9 protein-coding genes are annotated in these 16389 nt (G+C 34.1%); all 9 read right to left on the minus strand.

Features of this window, described 5'->3' with window-relative positions; genetic code table 11:
- Nucleotides 1-2: 2 nt before the first annotated feature.
- Nucleotides 3-767 (minus strand): glycoside hydrolase family 16 protein, encoded by a 765-nt coding sequence (locus P7122_RS08275; protein ID WP_278005321.1) that lies wholly within the window; start codon nucleotides 765-767, stop codon nucleotides 3-5.
- Entirely contained in the window at nucleotides 749-3067 is a 2319-nt protein-coding gene (bglX, locus tag P7122_RS08280) for a beta-glucosidase BglX (protein WP_278005322.1), read from the minus strand. The genes P7122_RS08275 and bglX overlap by 19 nt, the downstream gene beginning before the upstream one ends.
- 1 nt (nucleotide 3068) lies before the next feature.
- On the minus strand, nucleotides 3069-4709 hold the full coding sequence (locus P7122_RS08285) for a glycoside hydrolase family 16 protein (RefSeq protein ID WP_278005323.1): 1641 nt from the start codon (nucleotides 4707-4709) through the stop codon (nucleotides 3069-3071).
- 14 nt (nucleotides 4710-4723) lie between these two features.
- Nucleotides 4724-6817: a hypothetical protein gene (locus P7122_RS08290; protein WP_278005324.1), complete on the minus strand. Its 2094-nt coding sequence runs from the start codon at nucleotides 6815-6817 to the stop codon at nucleotides 4724-4726.
- A 12-nt stretch (nucleotides 6818-6829) separates the two neighbouring features.
- A complete protein-coding gene (locus P7122_RS08295; RefSeq protein WP_278005325.1) occupies nucleotides 6830-8299 on the minus strand; it encodes a RagB/SusD family nutrient uptake outer membrane protein in 1470 nt (489 codons plus the stop codon).
- Between the two features lie 11 nt (nucleotides 8300-8310).
- Nucleotides 8311-11361 (minus strand): SusC/RagA family TonB-linked outer membrane protein, encoded by a 3051-nt coding sequence (locus P7122_RS08300; RefSeq protein ID WP_278005326.1) that lies wholly within the window; start codon nucleotides 11359-11361, stop codon nucleotides 8311-8313.
- A 235-nt stretch (nucleotides 11362-11596) separates the two neighbouring features.
- The gene (locus tag P7122_RS08305) at nucleotides 11597-14401 is read right to left on the minus strand and encodes a helix-turn-helix and ligand-binding sensor domain-containing protein (protein WP_278005327.1); all 2805 of its coding nucleotides are present in this window, start codon (nucleotides 14399-14401) and stop codon (nucleotides 11597-11599) included.
- Nucleotides 14402-15520: 1119 nt separating this feature from the next.
- Complete coding sequence (locus tag P7122_RS08310; protein ID WP_278005328.1) at nucleotides 15521-15940, minus strand: hypothetical protein; 420 nt, start codon at nucleotides 15938-15940, stop codon at nucleotides 15521-15523.
- 11 nt (nucleotides 15941-15951) lie between these two features.
- The gene (locus P7122_RS08315; RefSeq protein WP_278005329.1) at nucleotides 15952-16371 is read right to left on the minus strand and encodes a GreA/GreB family elongation factor; all 420 of its coding nucleotides are present in this window, start codon (nucleotides 16369-16371) and stop codon (nucleotides 15952-15954) included.
- Between the last annotated feature and the right edge of the window lie 18 nt (nucleotides 16372-16389).

The following is a 16389-nucleotide window of genomic DNA, read 5'->3' on the forward strand; positions in this document are numbered from 1 at the left end:
ATTTAATTTTTCAACACCTTAATATAGTCAATTTCAAACTGTTTCGGAAATATTTTATCATTTACTTCTGGTCCACCAAAGTTACCTCCTATTGCCATATTAACTAAAATGTAAAATGGCTGATCAAAAGGCCATGTGTTTTCATTCTTGTCTTTTGGGTTAAAAACATAAACTTCGTTGTCATCTATACTAAATGTAATGCTCTCTTTGGTCCACTCGGCTTTATAGGTATGAAAACCTTCTTCTATATCATTGATAGTAGACACTTTAGTATTTACGGACTTACCATAACTATCTTGAGTATGCAGTGTTGTATGGATTTCGTGTGGGTTTTTACCAACATATTCCATAATGTCAATTTCACCAGATTTTGGCCAACCAACTTCCCCAATGTTGCTACCAAGCATCCAGAATGCTGGCCATAAGCCACCGCCTTCTGGTAGTTTCATTCTTGCTTCTATAGTACCATATTGAAACTCAAACTTATCCTTGGTTGTAATTCTACCCGAAAAATATGATGTAGAATCTTTAGTTGCGGTAATAATGAGGCTTCCATCTTTTACTTCTATATTTTCTTTGGTATAGACTTGTCTTTCATTATTTCCCCAACCACATAAGTTAGGACAGCCATCCCCCAATTCATAATTCCATATAGCTGTATTTAAACTTGTTCCTGTAAAATCTTCAAAAAACAAAACTTCTTTCTCCTTTTCACATGAAAAAAAACTCGCTATCACCAAGAGTATAACTATTGACTTATGTCCCATTGTAAATTAAATTTATCTTCTAAAATTGTTTTAGAACTTCCACCAACAAATACTTTAAAATCTCCAGACTCTACTATAAATTCACCTTGATTATCATAAAAACCTAGTTCGTCTTTGGTTAGTTTTATTTCTATTCTTTTTTGCTCACCAGCCTCTAACTCCACTAATTCAAACCCTTTTAATTCTTTTACTGGCCTTGTAATACTTGCAAATAAATCTTGAATGTATAGCTGAGCAACTTCCTTTCCTTTTACTTTACTTTCATTCTTAAGATTGAAAGTTACTGTTATGTATTTATCCGCATCATTAGCATTAATCGCCAAGTCTGAATAGACAAATTTTGAATAACTTAAACCATGACCAAAAGGATACAAAGGTGTATTACTCTCATCCATATAATGCGACCAAAACACCTCACCTGGAGATGGCTCATTTGGTCTACCTGTGCTTTTGTAATTGTAATAAAGCGGCAGTTGACCTACATTTCTCGGAAAACTCATTGGTAATTTTCCACTTGGGTTGTAATCTCCATAAAGCACTCTTGCTATCGCATTTCCGCTTTGGGTACCTAAATGCCATGCCTCAACTATTGCAGGAATATTTTCATCTGCCCAAGGAAGCGCTAGCGGTCTTCCGTTATTAAGCACTAAAACTATATTTTTATTTACAGCGTAAATTTCTTCTAATAGTTCTTGCTGAACTCCTGGCAAACCAATTTCGGTTCTACTTCTTCCTTCTCCACTCTGAAAACCATGCTCACCCAAAACCATAATTACTACATCTGCATTTTTAGCTACGGATTTTGCCTTAGCAAACTCAGATTTATCAGTAGTATTGATAGTTAATTCTCTGGCAAAAGTATTTTCTCCAGTAGATAAATCTGCACCTTTAGCATAAGTAATTTGGTTGCCGTTATATTGTTTTAACCCTTCTAAAACAGATACAGCAGTTTCGTCTTTTGCTGCTATTCTCCAACTTCCCAGAGGACTTGTTTTATCGTTAGCCAAAGCTCCTATAACTGCTATTTTTTGGTTTTCCTTTTTTAAGGGTAGCAGACTATTTTCATTTTTTAATAATACCACAGATTTTTGCGCCATATCTAAAACAGCATCATGGATTTCTTGTTTTCCTAATGTTGCTTTTTCCCTATCTATATCGCAATATTTATAAGGATCATCAAACAAGCCTAACTCAAACTTTACTCTCAATATTCGTCTTGCTGCATCTGTAATTAGCTTTTCATCTACTTTACCTTCTTTTACTAATGCTGCTAATTCTTCCACATACATGTAAGATTCCATATCCATGTCAGAACCAGCATTTGCAGCCATTTCTGCTGCTTGCTTCCCGTCTTTTGCATGACCATGAGCTATCATTTCTGCAATTGAGCCCCAATCTGAAACCACAAAACCATCAAACTTCCATTTCTCTTTTAGAATATCTCTTTGTAGAAATTTATTTCCTGTTGCTGGCACTCCATTTAACTCATTAAAAGAATTCATAAACGTTCTTACACCTGCTTTAGTTGAAGTTTCAAAAGGCGGAAAAATTGTATTGTATAGTGTTGAAGTTCCTACATCTACAGTGTTATAATCTCTTCCAGACTCTGAAAAACCATAACCTGCAAAATGCTTAGCACAAGCAGCAATAGTTTTTGGATCTGATAAATCATCTCCCTGAAAACCATTGATTCTAGCTACAGCAATTTTAGAACCTAAAAAAGGATCTTCCCCTGCACCTTCCATAACTCTTCCCCAACGTGCATCTCTAGAGATATCTACCATTGGAGCAAATGTCCAGTTAATACCTGCTGCAGCAGCCTCTTCGGCTGCCACTTCTGCAGATCTCTCTATTGCTTTCAAATCCCAACTTGCAGATTCTGCAAGCGGAATTGGACTTAAGGTTTCATAGCCATGAATAACATCAAACCCAATAATCAATGGAATACCAAGTCTGGTTTCTTCAACAGCTATTTTTTGCACCTTCATTACATCCTCAACACCTCTAACATTGAGCATAGAACCAACATATCCTTTTCTTAAGTGTTCGTACTTTTTAGCGGCAACACCTTCTGAAGGCGCAGGACCTGTTAAATCCCAAAAACCGTTATATTGATTCATCTGACCTATTTTTTCCTCTAAGGTCATCTTACTCAATAGCTCTTCAACTTTATTTTCTATTGATACGTTTTTAGTAGTATCAGTAGAGTCTGAAGACATAGCCAACTTATCATCACCTTTGTTGCAAGAACTAAAGCTGATAAGTGCTAATACTATTGCTATATGCTTGATATATTTCATACTATTGATACACTCTTACATAGTCAACCTCTAATGTAGATTCAACAAATGCAGGATCTACAGCACCTCCAAAATTACCTCCCATAGCAAAGTTTATAATTAAGAAAAAGTCGCTATTAAACGGTAGTGTACCATCATTATCAAAAGTAAAGAATGGTTCATTATCTACTAGGAAGATAATCTCACCTGGTCTCCATTCTACAGAGTACAAATGAAACTCTGAACTTGCAGTAGGATTTGTAGTAGTTCCGCTAACTGCATTTCCACCAGAATTGCCTGGCAAATGCAGTGTACCATGAATTGTATTTTGACTATTACCTACATGCTCCATAACGTCTATCTCACCACAGTTTGGCCAACCTACTTCTTCAAAATTAGCGCCCAACATCCATAGTGCTGGCCACGTACCACCACCTTCTGGAAGCTTTGCTCTAAACTCTACTCTACCATAGGTAAACTCATATAAATCTTGAGACTTTATTCTAGATGACGTATAATCACTACCTGAAAAAGATTCAGCTTTTGCTGTAATTTTTAGCATACCATCTTCTACAATAACATTTTCTGGTCTATCTGTATAGTGTTGTAGCTCTAGATTTCCCCATCCATCTGTACCTGTACCTAAATCGTATGTCCAGTTAGAAGGGTCTGGCGCACCATTTACATCAAATTCATCTTGCCAAACCAAATTGTTATAAACAGAAGCAAATTCTTCGTTTGAAGGCTCTTCTGAAGTTAAAATAAACCACCAATCAAACTCGTTGTTTCCGTCTGTAGTTTTTAAAAGAAGCTCATTTTCAACAGAGCGATCAAAAATTTGGTAATTATGACTACCTCCAGTATAATAACTGATAAACGAAAGCCCATTAAGACTAATTGTTTCTACTCCACCTGGCGCAATTAATGAGTAAGAAGATGTATAATCGTCGTATGGTAAATTTTCTACATCAGCACCATTAACTGTTCCGCCTGAACCTATTTCATCTACTAAACCATCTCTACCAAATATAGTACCAGTAACATCTGTAGTTGGATCGTCATTTGTATTATTTGTGATGTGCGTATACGTTCCATCTATATTAAAAATGAATCTGTCATCGTACATACCAACTCCTACTTTCTCTTCTGGTCCTGCACCATACCATTCTACAGGAATCTGTCCTCCAACAGGACCTAAACCAAAATGACCATTAGCTTCTGATTTTAATCTCCATGTTTTTGAACTGTCACCTACTAATTTTTCAATTAAATCTTCTGGTGGCGAATAAGTTGCCAACACTTCAACTTCTGTAGTTGCCGTTGTTGCTAAACCACCTGTGCCATAAGCTATAACTGTTACAGTATATGTGTTGACACCAAGATTAGTAAACAGAGCTTCAATCTGACCTGAAGGCGCACTTACCTCTGATGTTGAATACAAAAACTTATAACTAGATGCATTATCTGCGGTCGCATATAAATTAACAACACCTGAACCATCTCCGTAAGGATTATCTGCATCCTGACCTACAATTACGGCTTCTATAGATAAATTGGTAGGTGCAACAATCTCTCCTATTGATGCATCATCATCTTGACAAGAAAAGAATGTCGCCAAGACTGCAATAATCAATACATTTAACTTAATATTTAAATTTTTCATTTCTTGTTTTTTTTTTAAATTTTAACCAATTTATATTGCCAAAACACACCTGCACCTGACTCTATATGCACATTCATTGTAGTACTATTTTCCATAGAAACATTGTAAATAATAGTACTTGGTACTGCTACATTTGGTAATTCGCCTTCATTATTAGCTTTTGGTATACCTATGTAAGCACCTGTTCCGTTTATGGTAATTGTTCCCGCAGACTCATCAAAAGTATATGTTGCAGAAGCTGAACCGTCATAAGGCGCTACAGGAGCTCCACAAGCATCTGATCCACCTTGCCAACCTTCTACCCAAGTATCAGCTCCTAATACATTTGAAAAACTACCATCTGGTCCAAACACAAACTGATCATCGTACTGGCAAGCTCTATCGCCTACACAAGCCGCATCACAACTCCACCAGCTTGTATCTCCCAAAGCAGGACCTACAGCTAAAGCTCCTGCTTCTGGTGCTAAAACCCATGTTCCTACTATTGGAGATGGTGCTCCACTTCTTACAAGTTTATATTGCCAAAACACACCTGCTCCAGACTCAATAACAACACTAATTGTATTTTCATTTATAAACGTTACATCGTAAGTAATTGATTCTGGCACAGCCACGTTAGGAAGTTCTCCTTCATTATTAGCTTTTGGCAAACCAATATAGGCTCCTGTTCCATTTATTGTAACAGTACCTGCTGCTTGGTTATGAACATACGTTGCAACCGCATTACCATCATAAGGTGCTACAGGAGTTCCACATGCTTCAGATCCTCCTTGCCAACCTTCTACCCAAGTTTCACTTCCAAGATTATTTGTAAAAGATCCATCAGATCCAAAAACAAATTCATCATCATATTGACAAGCTCTATCTGCTACACAAACAGCATCACAGCTCCACCAACCTGTATCTCCTACTGCTGGACCAACACCTAAAGCTCCTGCTTCTGGTGCTAATACCCAAGTTCCTACTAATGGAGAAGGAGCTGTAGGTGTTTTCCAGAAATAAATATTATCTATAAATACTGTACCTGCAGCCCAAGGTGTACCAACAAATTTTAACTGAAAAATTTCTGAAACTGTTAATCCTTGATCTGTATATTCAGAAATTGGAATATCAATACTCGTCCAATTGTTTGCTGTTAATGATCTGGTTGCTGGCGCTTCAGTTACTGTACCTGAAGCATTATTAATTAATGATGTTTCAATATCTGTTACAGCTTCTGCTGTCCAAACATCTAAGTGTAAATATTCCATTTGAGAGACATCTACCGTAGTTCCTTCTGCTAAAGCAATACCTTGATAACTTAGATTTACATATTGAAGCATTTCATCTCCACCTAAATCGAACATTGCCCAGCCACTTCCTTGACCAGCTTGTCCCCAATCCGGGAAATAATCTGTACCTGGAACATTATTATATGCACTGCTAAAAATTGAAATTACATCACCTTCTTCTCTTGCTGGAGGCGCTGGCGCAGAAGCTAAAGGCTGAAGTATAGCAGTCACCTCAAAATCTTCTGTATATGTTGTTGTTTCTATTGCTGCACCTAGTGCTTCTACAGTTATTGTATAGACACCAGCTTCTTCAAAAGTGTAGGATATTGTTTCACCAATATTTGCTGAAACTGGATCTGCACCTGGAACTTCACCAAAATCTACTTCAAAAAATGTCGCAAATTCTGCATTTGCTGTAACATTTACTGTTTTGGATAACGCAGGATCATTCGTAATCTCTACTACTAAATTTTGTGGTGCCTGAAAAGACACTACCACTTCTTGGGTTATCGAAGTTGTTTCGTCTGTAAGTCCATTTGCTGTTACCACAACATCATACACACCTTCTTGATATGTGTGCGAAATGTCTTCACCAGGACCTATAAGTTCTGACACTTCTGATCCATCACCAAAGTCTATTACATAACCTGTAACACCTTCTCCAGAAGGCCTTAATGTTACCAAACCTGTATTATCTTGAGTTACCGTTACATCAACAGAAATATTTGTTGGCGGTTCAATCTGATTAACAAAATCAGTATTATCATCTTCTTTAGTACAGCCAAAAACGACAAGTACTAAAAGAAGAAATTTTAATTGTTGCTTAATTATCTTCATAGTCTTTATTTTTTAATAACCAGGGTTTTGTTGCCAATTACCGTTTGAAAACTGTATCTCTTCTAATGGTATTGGAAATACTTCATGTTTACCATCTACAAAACCAGGAATTACAGATCCGTTTCCTGTTCTTACTAAGTCGAAGAAACGATGACCTTCTCCCATAAGTTCTAATCTTCTTTCGTTTAAAATAGCTGTTGTTAATGTTGCTCCTGTTGCTGAGATTTCGTGATCTGTATCTCCAAAGGCTCTATTTCTAACTCTATTAAGGTATTGTTGTGCAGTAACATCACTTAAACCGCCTCTGTTATAGGCTTCTGCAGCCAATAACAATACGTCTGCAAATCTTATTGCTCTGTAGTTATTTGGATTTGTAAGGTTTTGATCTCCTGTATTTAAATCTCCTTGTCTAGCAATGTATTTTCTGTTATAGTAACCTGTATGTTCGTATCCTGTTCCGTACGTTGCTCCTGTTTGAGCTGCCCAAGTTTCGATATTTAAAATGGCTACATCTCTTCTTAAATCATCTTCTTCATAAGCTAAATATGCTTCTTCTGTAGGTATATTAAAACTGAAACCAGAATCAAATAAAGGACCGTTATAATTTCTAATACCATTAAAACCAACTGCAATATTACCTTCACTACATTGTAAGCATCCAAATCCTGCCCCTTCTGCATCTGTATATTGAACTTCGAAAACAGACTCTACTCCATTTTCTTGTTCATTTTCAAAAATTGTATCGTAATCGGCTATTAAATCGTAAGGTCCATCTTGAATTAAATCGTCTAAAACAATTGCCGCCTGGCTAAATTTTTCTTGATACACATACGCTTTTCCTAATAATGCTTGAGCAGAACCTTTTGTTGCTCTTCCTACTTGAGGTGCTGTATAAGAAAGGGTGTTTGATGCATAGATTAAATCTGCTTCAATTAAAGCATATACATCTTCTACAGGAGATCTTGGAATTGTTGTTTCGTCTCCTAACTGGAATCTAGTTTCTTTTAAAGGTACTGGTCCAAACCATTTTACCAATTCGAAATAATAATAAGCTCTCAAGAACCTTGCTTCAGCTATGATTATATCTTTTCCTTCAAAATCAACATTGTTTTGAAATTCTAACAGGTAGTTTGCTCTGTTAACACCAGCGAACATCCAGTTCCATAAGTTCTGAACTTGGTCGTTTACAGGTGTATGAATCATATCATCTATTTGCTGATACCCAATAACGTCTGTTGCGCTTTCGCCACCACATAATGTATTATCTGATACAATCTCTCCCATAATATTGTTTATGTAAGTAGATTGCAACAAATCGTAAGCCGCAATAAGTCCGTTATTAAAATCATCTTCAGAATTGAAGTAGTTTTCAGAATCGATAGAATATACAGGGTTTCTATCTACAAAATCATCTGTACACGACAAGTAAACTAAAATCAGTAAGACTAGTACAGGTATCTTTTTTATGGTTTTTATTTTCATAATTATTTTTTTTAGAAATTAAGATTAAGACCAAACAAATACGTTCTTGGTATAGGATAGAATCCGAAATCTATTCCTCCACCAATTGGAGCGCCTGAAGTAGCTCCTGGATCGTAACCTCTGTATTTTGTCAATGTTACTAGATTATTTACTCCGCAATAAAGTCTTACTTTAGTGAAGCCCATAGACTCAATAACGTCTGCAGGCAAGTTATATCCTAGCTGAACATTTTGTAGTCTTAAGTAAGAAGCATCTTCTACAAAATAGTCTGAAAAGACATTATTTGTTGTTGCTGCCGTAGTTACTCTTGGCACTGTATTACTTGTACCTTCACCTGTCCAACGGTCTAACACATAATTTAACTGGTTAACATCTGTTAGAGTTCTTTCATAGTTTCTAACCATGTCATTTCCTATAGAAGCAAATGCGTATGCAGTGAAATCTAAATTTTTCCAGTTTAAGGTTAAATTAAGTCCCATCGTTACATCTGGTATTGGATCACCAAGGTTAGTTCTATCATCTGTATCTATAACTCCGTCGTTATTAACATCAACATATCTTAAATCTCCCGGAGATGCATTTGCACCTAAAGCTAATTGTGAAGGATGCGCATCTACTTCTGCCTGATTTTGGAAAATCCCATCTGTTTTATATCCATAAAAATATCCTATTGGCTGACCAACTTCCATTCTAGAAATTGCCGGCTGACCAACACCAAAAGATCCTCCTTCTATAAAACCTGTACTGTTATTAACCTCTGTAACTTCATTTGTAAGAGTTGTAACGTTATAACTCACAGATAACTTTAAATTTTCAGACAGGTTGTCTTTATAGTTGATAGCAAACTCAAACCCTTTGTTTTCTACACCACCAGCATTAATTGTTGGAGATGAACCACCTGGTGCATACACACCTGCGATACCAGATACCGGAATATTAGAAATTAAAAGATTGTCTCGTTTATTTATAAAGTAATCTGTGGTAACATCTACTTTCTCATTTAAGATTGTAAAATCTAAACCAACATCAAACTTCTTTGCCTCCTCCCATTGAAGGTCTGGGTTTGGTAATTGACCAATAGCAACTCCGTTGGTTAATGTACCATCAAACACATATGTTGCTTCTCCATTTAATTGACCAACATAACCGTTGTTAGGAATTTGATCGTTACCTAAAACACCATAACTAACTCTAAGCTTCAAGAAGTTTATTAATGATGAGTCATTTAAAAATTCTTCATCAGAAATAATCCAACCTGCTGTAGCTGAAGGAAAATATGCTACACGATTGTTTGGACCAAACTTGGTTGACATATCTCTTCTTAACATAGCAGACAATAAATATTTGCCTTTATAATCATATTGAAGTCTTCCAAAGACCGACATTCTTCTTTCATCAAATGCATAAGAACCTACATCTCTTACACCATCAGCTCCTGTTCCAGTAGCCAAGCTTATATCTGCATATGCCCAATCATTATTTGGCACATCATAACCTGTGGCAAACAAACCGCTACCAAATGTTTTATAAATAGTTGTACCTAATGTTGCGGTAACATTATGATCTTCAAAAAACGTGTCTTTATAATTTGCAAAAAGATCTAATGTATAGTCATTAAAGTTTTCAGCGCTTTGAGATACGCTACTTCTTGTTACATCAAACACCTTACCTCCGTAGTCTACAATCTTAGCAAAAGACTTTCCTTTTTGCTCTGTATTATTAAAACCTATTCTACTCGTAAATGTAAGTTGATCTGTTGGCTGATAATCCATAGAAAATGAACCGTTTAATTTTCTAAGATCAAAATCATTAAATGTATTTTCTATTTGAGCAAGAGGGTTAATAATTTCTATACCAAGACCTGCTGTATTTGGCACTAAAGAGAAATCACCATTTTGATCATAAGCAGATAATGTTGGTGGTGCATTTAAAGCATTAAATAAAACCGAACCAAGGCCAAAATCATTTACACTATCTCTATCTAAATAGGTATAAATAACATTAGAACTAAACTTTATCTTTTCTGAAATATCACCTCTAAGCGATAATCTGGCAGTATTCCTTCTAAAATCGGTTTTCTTTGGAGCTATAATACCTTGTTGGTATAAGTGAGAAGCACTAATAGTGTAAGCCAGTTTTTCTGAACCACCAGAAACACTAAAATCGTGATTAACTATTGGAACCTGAGAATTAAAAACCTCATCTTGCCAATCTGTTCCAACTCCTAAACCTGTAACGTTAGGATAAGGTAAGTTTTGACCAGCAGCAGCATAGCTTTCATTCAGAATTAATGCATATTCTGAAGCATTTAACAGCGGTAACTTTCTTGTAGTTTCCTGATAACCAACATAGGTATTGAAAGTTACTTTAGTTTTACTTCCTTTAGACCCTGTTTTTGTTGTTATTAAAATAACACCATTAGCACCAATAGTTCCATAAATTGCAGCTTGAGCATCTTTTAGAACTGTAATAGTTTCAATATCATTTGGGTTTAACAAACTCAAATCACCTTGGTATCCATCAATAAAAACTGCTGGACCATTAGTACCATTTGTAGATATACCTCTAATCCTTATATCTAGTCCTGCACCAGGTGCACCAGATTGAGTTGTTACATTAACACCAGAAACAGTGCCCTGTAATGCTTGTTCTACCTTTACAGGCGCTAACTCACTTAGGGTTTCTGAACTGACAGTAGACACTGCTCCAGTGACTTCTTTTTTAGTTTGAGAACCATAACCAATAACTACAACCTCATTAAGCGACTCAGCATCTTCCTGAAGGCTAACATTAATAGGATCGTTATTAACTACTTTGACTTCTTGAGTTACGTAACCTAGATAGGATATTACTATTACCGAATTAATAGGTACGTCTTTTAATGTAAATATTCCATCGAAGTCTGTAGTAGCTCCTTTAGATGTATTTTTTAAAATAATGTTTACACCAGGTAGCGGCTGTCCGCTGGAGCCTTCTGTAATTGTCCCTTTAACATCTATATTCTGTGCAAAAGAAATAGCGCTATAAGAGAAGAGCAATAAAATTAAGATTTTTTTATACATAGTTGTTTTGTTAGTAAACGCAACTTAATAATTGATTTTAAGATATTACTAAAAAGACACTATACAAAAAACATACATCGCAATTTTTTAGTTATTTTTTTATCAAATACACAATTAAATGTTAAGAAACTATTAAATACAGTGGCTTTTAACAATATCAACTATAACGTTATAGCTTAGACATTTATATAAATGTAGTGGTGTTGTATAGGTAAAATACGTAACTGTATAGGAGTTATATTTGAAGTATATAATCCGTTAAGTTGACGTCATGCCCCAAATTCATCTTTTTACGTAATCTATATCGTTTTACCTCAACACTTTTCGGAGAAATATTAAGTAAAGGCGCAATCTCTTTTGATGATAAATTGAGTCTTAGATAAGCACAGAGTCTTAAATCGTTAGAGGTTAAAGAAGGATGTATATGTTTAATTTTCTTTAAGAAGTCTTTATCAGCATTATTAAATGCTTCTTCAAAAAGTTTCCAGTCGTCTGTTGTATTTAAGTTTTTATTTATAAGTTTTATTACAGACTTTAAATCTTCAATCTTTTTAGCCTTAACAAGTTCCTTTTTTATATCATTAAGCAGTTCATTCTTGTTTATTAGATTCATTGTAGACATTCCTAACTCTCTATTTTTGTTTTCAATGTCTTGTTGAAGATTTTGATTTTTGAATTGCATTAACTGCTTTTGGTTTTCTAAGCCTTTAATTTCGAGCTCTCGCTCTTTTTTCTTTAATAATTCAGCACGTTGTTTTTTATAATGACGTTGGTTTAACCAATGAACTATTGCTAATAACAAAACCAATATTAGAATGTACAAGGCTATAGCCAGAGGCTTTAAAAACCAAGGTTTATTAATTTCAAACTTATAACTTATAGTATTTTCTGAAATGGTATTTCCTACTTTAGCTTTAGCTTCAAACGTATAATTACCATAAGGCAAATTTTCATACAAAACAGAAGAATCATCAACCCAATCGCTCCAATTATTATTGAATCCTAATAATCGGTATTGATACTTAGAGTTGAGAAATTTGTCAAAATTAGTTACACTGTATTCAAAAGATATATTATTGTTTTTGTTGCTAAGTTGACTTTCGTTATCTATGTTAAGCGCTTTTGAATCTTCATTTAAGGCATAGTTAGTAACACCATTGAGTGCTATTGAAACTTCATAGTTATTGCTATTTAATTTATCTAAATCGAAAACCAAATAACCGTTAGTGGCACCCATTAGATACTTATTACTTCCTAATTCTAATAGGTTTTCGTAACCAACTTTTGTTTTTCTTAGATCGTTAGGCAACGATAACGAAAAAGCTCTGTAGTTTGAAGATATTTTGCCAGGCTCAACATAATTCAAACTATTTTCTGAAAAAGCCCATAGTTTATCTGAGGTTTTATCTGCAATGAGTTTCCCAGAAACATATTGCTTAAAACCAATCAACTTGCTTAGAGAACTATCCTTTTGAAACAACTCTTTCTTAGGCTTATACTCGTACACACCGTCTTCATAAGCATAGAGTACACTATTATTGTAACTAACCAAACCCGATTTATCACCTTTTGGTACGGACTCTTTTTTATAAACATCTACAGCAGTAAATGCCTCATTAATGTTTAGCTTATACACCCCTTTATACTCGTGATTTACCAGGATCTGGTTATCGTTAACAAATTCAAAATATCTAGACGAGATATCGAACCCTTCTAACTTATTTCTTAACACCCATTTACCGTTAGAGTTTTGCAACACATATAATCCACTATAATTTCCTTGCAAAAGGAAGTCTGGCATAGATTTAATTTTCTGTAATTGCCATGTTCCTTGTACTTCAGAAAATAGATTAGCCTGATTATTTTCTATTATAAAAGTTCCTTTATCATGACCACAAAAGAAAGTGCCATCTATATTTTGCAAACACCACACCTGACCTTCTGTGCCTTCAACGAAATTGAAATTATCATGCGAGTCGAGATTTCGGTAAAACAATCCTTGATTGGTCCCTAAATACAACTTATCATCGTGGACTAAGGATGTATATACGGTTCCTAAAACACCCGAATCATCATTATAAACTGTAAATGGAGAATTTAAGTTGATATTATTTATTCCGTTATCTAAACCCAACCATATATTACCTCTGCTGTCTTCAAATAAAGAGAGAACAGTATTATTACTTAAACCATTTGCCTGATCAATCTTTAATTTAATATTACCCTCTTCATCTAGCAATATTATGCCGTGAGAAACCGTACCCAACAAATAACCACCCTCTTTTAGCTGTATACTGCTATAAATACTATTATGATAAAGTGTGTTTTTTAGGTTTTCGTTCCAAACCTCAACATTGTTATTCTTAAAAATATAGAAGCCATTTTCTTTAGTTTGAATTAACAAATCTCCTTCTTTATCAAAAACATTAATGATGACCTTATCTTTTATTACATAAGAAGCTGTAACCTGTTTTTCTTCACCATTTTCTATCTTAAAAAGCCCTTCACTAAACTTCTGATAATAAATAGTATCATCGACTTTATAAATTTTTGTAATGGTGTTTTGAGACTCAATTACTTTTAACTCTCCATTAATGGTGTTATAAATGTAGATATGATTTAATGATTGAAATAGTATGTAGTTTTCTAAAGAAACAATGTTCCAAAACTGTTCATCTTCAATCAGTTTTATTTTTAACTCTTTTACTAGTGATGTATAGTTTAATTTACCAAAACTGTCTTTTTCCCAGTAACCAAAATCCATGTAACAACCAGAATATACTCGACCATCTATAACTCTAACTGATCTTAATATAGACTCATTAGGTGTTTTGTATAATTGCCAACGCTCACCATTATACTCTAAAAGTCCTTTGTTATTGGCAAAATACATTTGGTCGGTTGAAGCCTGAGATATGGACCAATTCTGATCTTCAGCTTTATAATCTTTAGTTGTAAAAATTTGAATAGGAGGAATCTCCTGACCATAAAAAATGGATGAGATTAAGAAAAATAGTACGAATAATTTCTTGCTAATCATTGTTGCCAGTATATTATTTAATTTCAATATTAAACACATAACACAACACTGATGTTAAGGTCTTAATACTCGTAAATATAAGAACTTTGAAAAGCTTTGTAGAGGTAATAGACTGAATTTTACACCAAAAGAGAATGAACAACCTCACTCTACCAGCCAACAGACTTTATGATTTTTTAATTTGTGTATTAAAAAATACCTTAACAGCATAAAACAACCCTTCACTTAATAAAGAAACCGCAAGAATATAAACTCTTGCGGTTATAATTGAAATGTAACATCGTATAAATTAAAACTTCTTAACAATTAAAACATATGAATTGTACATTTCGGCTAACTAACAAATATTAAAATCGAGATCTAATATATGTACTGTCTATATTTTATATCATTGATATATTTGTTAACACTAAATTTGATTTTAGCTATCTGAGAGCTTTTTTAGAAGCTCTAGACCTTATAATCCATTTTTCTTCAACAACGTTTAATAATGTAATAACTCTTTAGCGAAAAATCTGCTGGGATGAGTATTTTATTCGTTTCTTACATATTTTATTAACTCAACATTCTTTAAAAGAAACCGCAAAGACAGTTAACTTTGCGGTTTGCACACAAAACCTATGATAACTCTAGCATTTGCTACCAATCAATTTATAATCAACCAAACTCGGTTTTGTGATTTTAAATAAAGATTAAGTCATTTTTAAGCCTAATTCTTTTACCGCTTAAACATTAATAAAACCCGATATACCTCATTCTTAAATTTGTTATAACTCTGTGTGTATTCTATATAACTTTTGCGTTTTTGCATATGATGCTTCACTCTATTGTTATCGTACTGGGTTTTACTGTATTCAAATTCGGTTTTTAGTTCATTTTCATATTTACACAAGCTCGCCATTAACAACACATTTGCTCTCTGGTTTGCCTTAATTTTATAGGACAACGAACTACTTTTTATCAACTGTTTTTCTAAGGTTTTAAAAAAATTTAATTCTTCATTTATAATTTCCAGATTGTTTATCCATAATTCAATCTCCTTTAGATCTTTGTATAGACACAACCTTCTATGCTCATCTACTTTATACATTTATTACACTTAATAAATAGCAGCTGGCACTATGTCATCTTTAATAGTGTGAATTTTCCTTTTATACTGTTAAAAAACTCATCTTTGAGTCGTCTATATTTATCTAAATGATAGATATAACTTCTCCTATAACTCTCGTGTTCTGATATATACACCATATCGCATTCGGTATCTTCGCATTCTATAATTTTTGCCCTTGCACCATTATATTGCAACAGCGCATTAAGTAGTGTATCGTTCTCTTTTTGCTTTTTCTTAAACCTTTGAATTACAACAGGACTCTCTATCTTACTGTTTAACTCTTTGCTACAAATACTTATGAAGTTGCTAAGCTCTTTTTTTATATACTGAAGATGATTTATCCAATTGGTTAATTCCATTGAATTAATCTTGTGTGTTATATCCAAATCAGTATCATGATTGTATATTTTATTTCCTATTGAATTCATAATTATATTTTTTAAATAGAAAAGTTAGTCTTATCCAATTCTTTTTCTTGTTTTACATCAGATATAGTAATCTCTTCATTTCCTTTTGGAAAATTCCAAACAACCTTATCTCCTTTTGAATAACCAAATAAAGCAGAACCTAAAGGCGTTAAAACCGATATTTTGTTACTGCTAAAATCTCTCTCGGAAGGTATTACCACCTGTACAGTCTTTTTAACTCCGTTTGCATAAGCTACAGCAACAGTACTATTAAACCTTACAACATCGTCTGGCATTTGATCATCATTAACGATATGCGCAGATTTTAATTCTTCAGTAAGCTTTACTAAACACTTTTGTCGCTCATGATCTTCAGCATAACCTGAGATATTGAGTATGCGCTTTAAATACACATACTCTTTCTTCTCTAATATTAAACTTCCGTATTTCATCTGCTCTCAGGTTTTATT

Source organism: Winogradskyella marincola (assembly GCF_029624125.1).
In the GTDB taxonomy this organism is placed as follows: Bacteria; Bacteroidota; Bacteroidia; order Flavobacteriales; family Flavobacteriaceae; genus Winogradskyella; species Winogradskyella marincola.

Coding starts and splice junctions, on each gene's coding strand:
- P7122_RS08305 (WP_278005327.1), bottom strand. CDS start 14,401: ATGATTAGCAAGAAATTATTCGTACTATTTTTCTTAATCTCATCCATT.
- P7122_RS08285 (WP_278005323.1), bottom strand. CDS start 4,709: ATGAAAAATTTAAATATTAAGTTAAATGTATTGATTATTGCAGTCTTG.
- P7122_RS08275 (WP_278005321.1), bottom strand. CDS start 767: ATGGGACATAAGTCAATAGTTATACTCTTGGTGATAGCGAGTTTTTTT.
- P7122_RS08310 (WP_278005328.1), bottom strand. CDS start 15,940: ATGAATTCAATAGGAAATAAAATATACAATCATGATACTGATTTGGAT.
- P7122_RS08295 (WP_278005325.1), bottom strand. CDS start 8,299: ATGAAAATAAAAACCATAAAAAAGATACCTGTACTAGTCTTACTGATT.
- bglX (WP_278005322.1), bottom strand. CDS start 3,067: ATGAAATATATCAAGCATATAGCAATAGTATTAGCACTTATCAGCTTT.
- P7122_RS08290 (WP_278005324.1), bottom strand. CDS start 6,817: ATGAAGATAATTAAGCAACAATTAAAATTTCTTCTTTTAGTACTTGTC.
- P7122_RS08315 (WP_278005329.1), bottom strand. CDS start 16,371: ATGAAATACGGAAGTTTAATATTAGAGAAGAAAGAGTATGTGTATTTA.
- P7122_RS08300 (WP_278005326.1), bottom strand. CDS start 11,361: ATGTATAAAAAAATCTTAATTTTATTGCTCTTCTCTTATAGCGCTATT.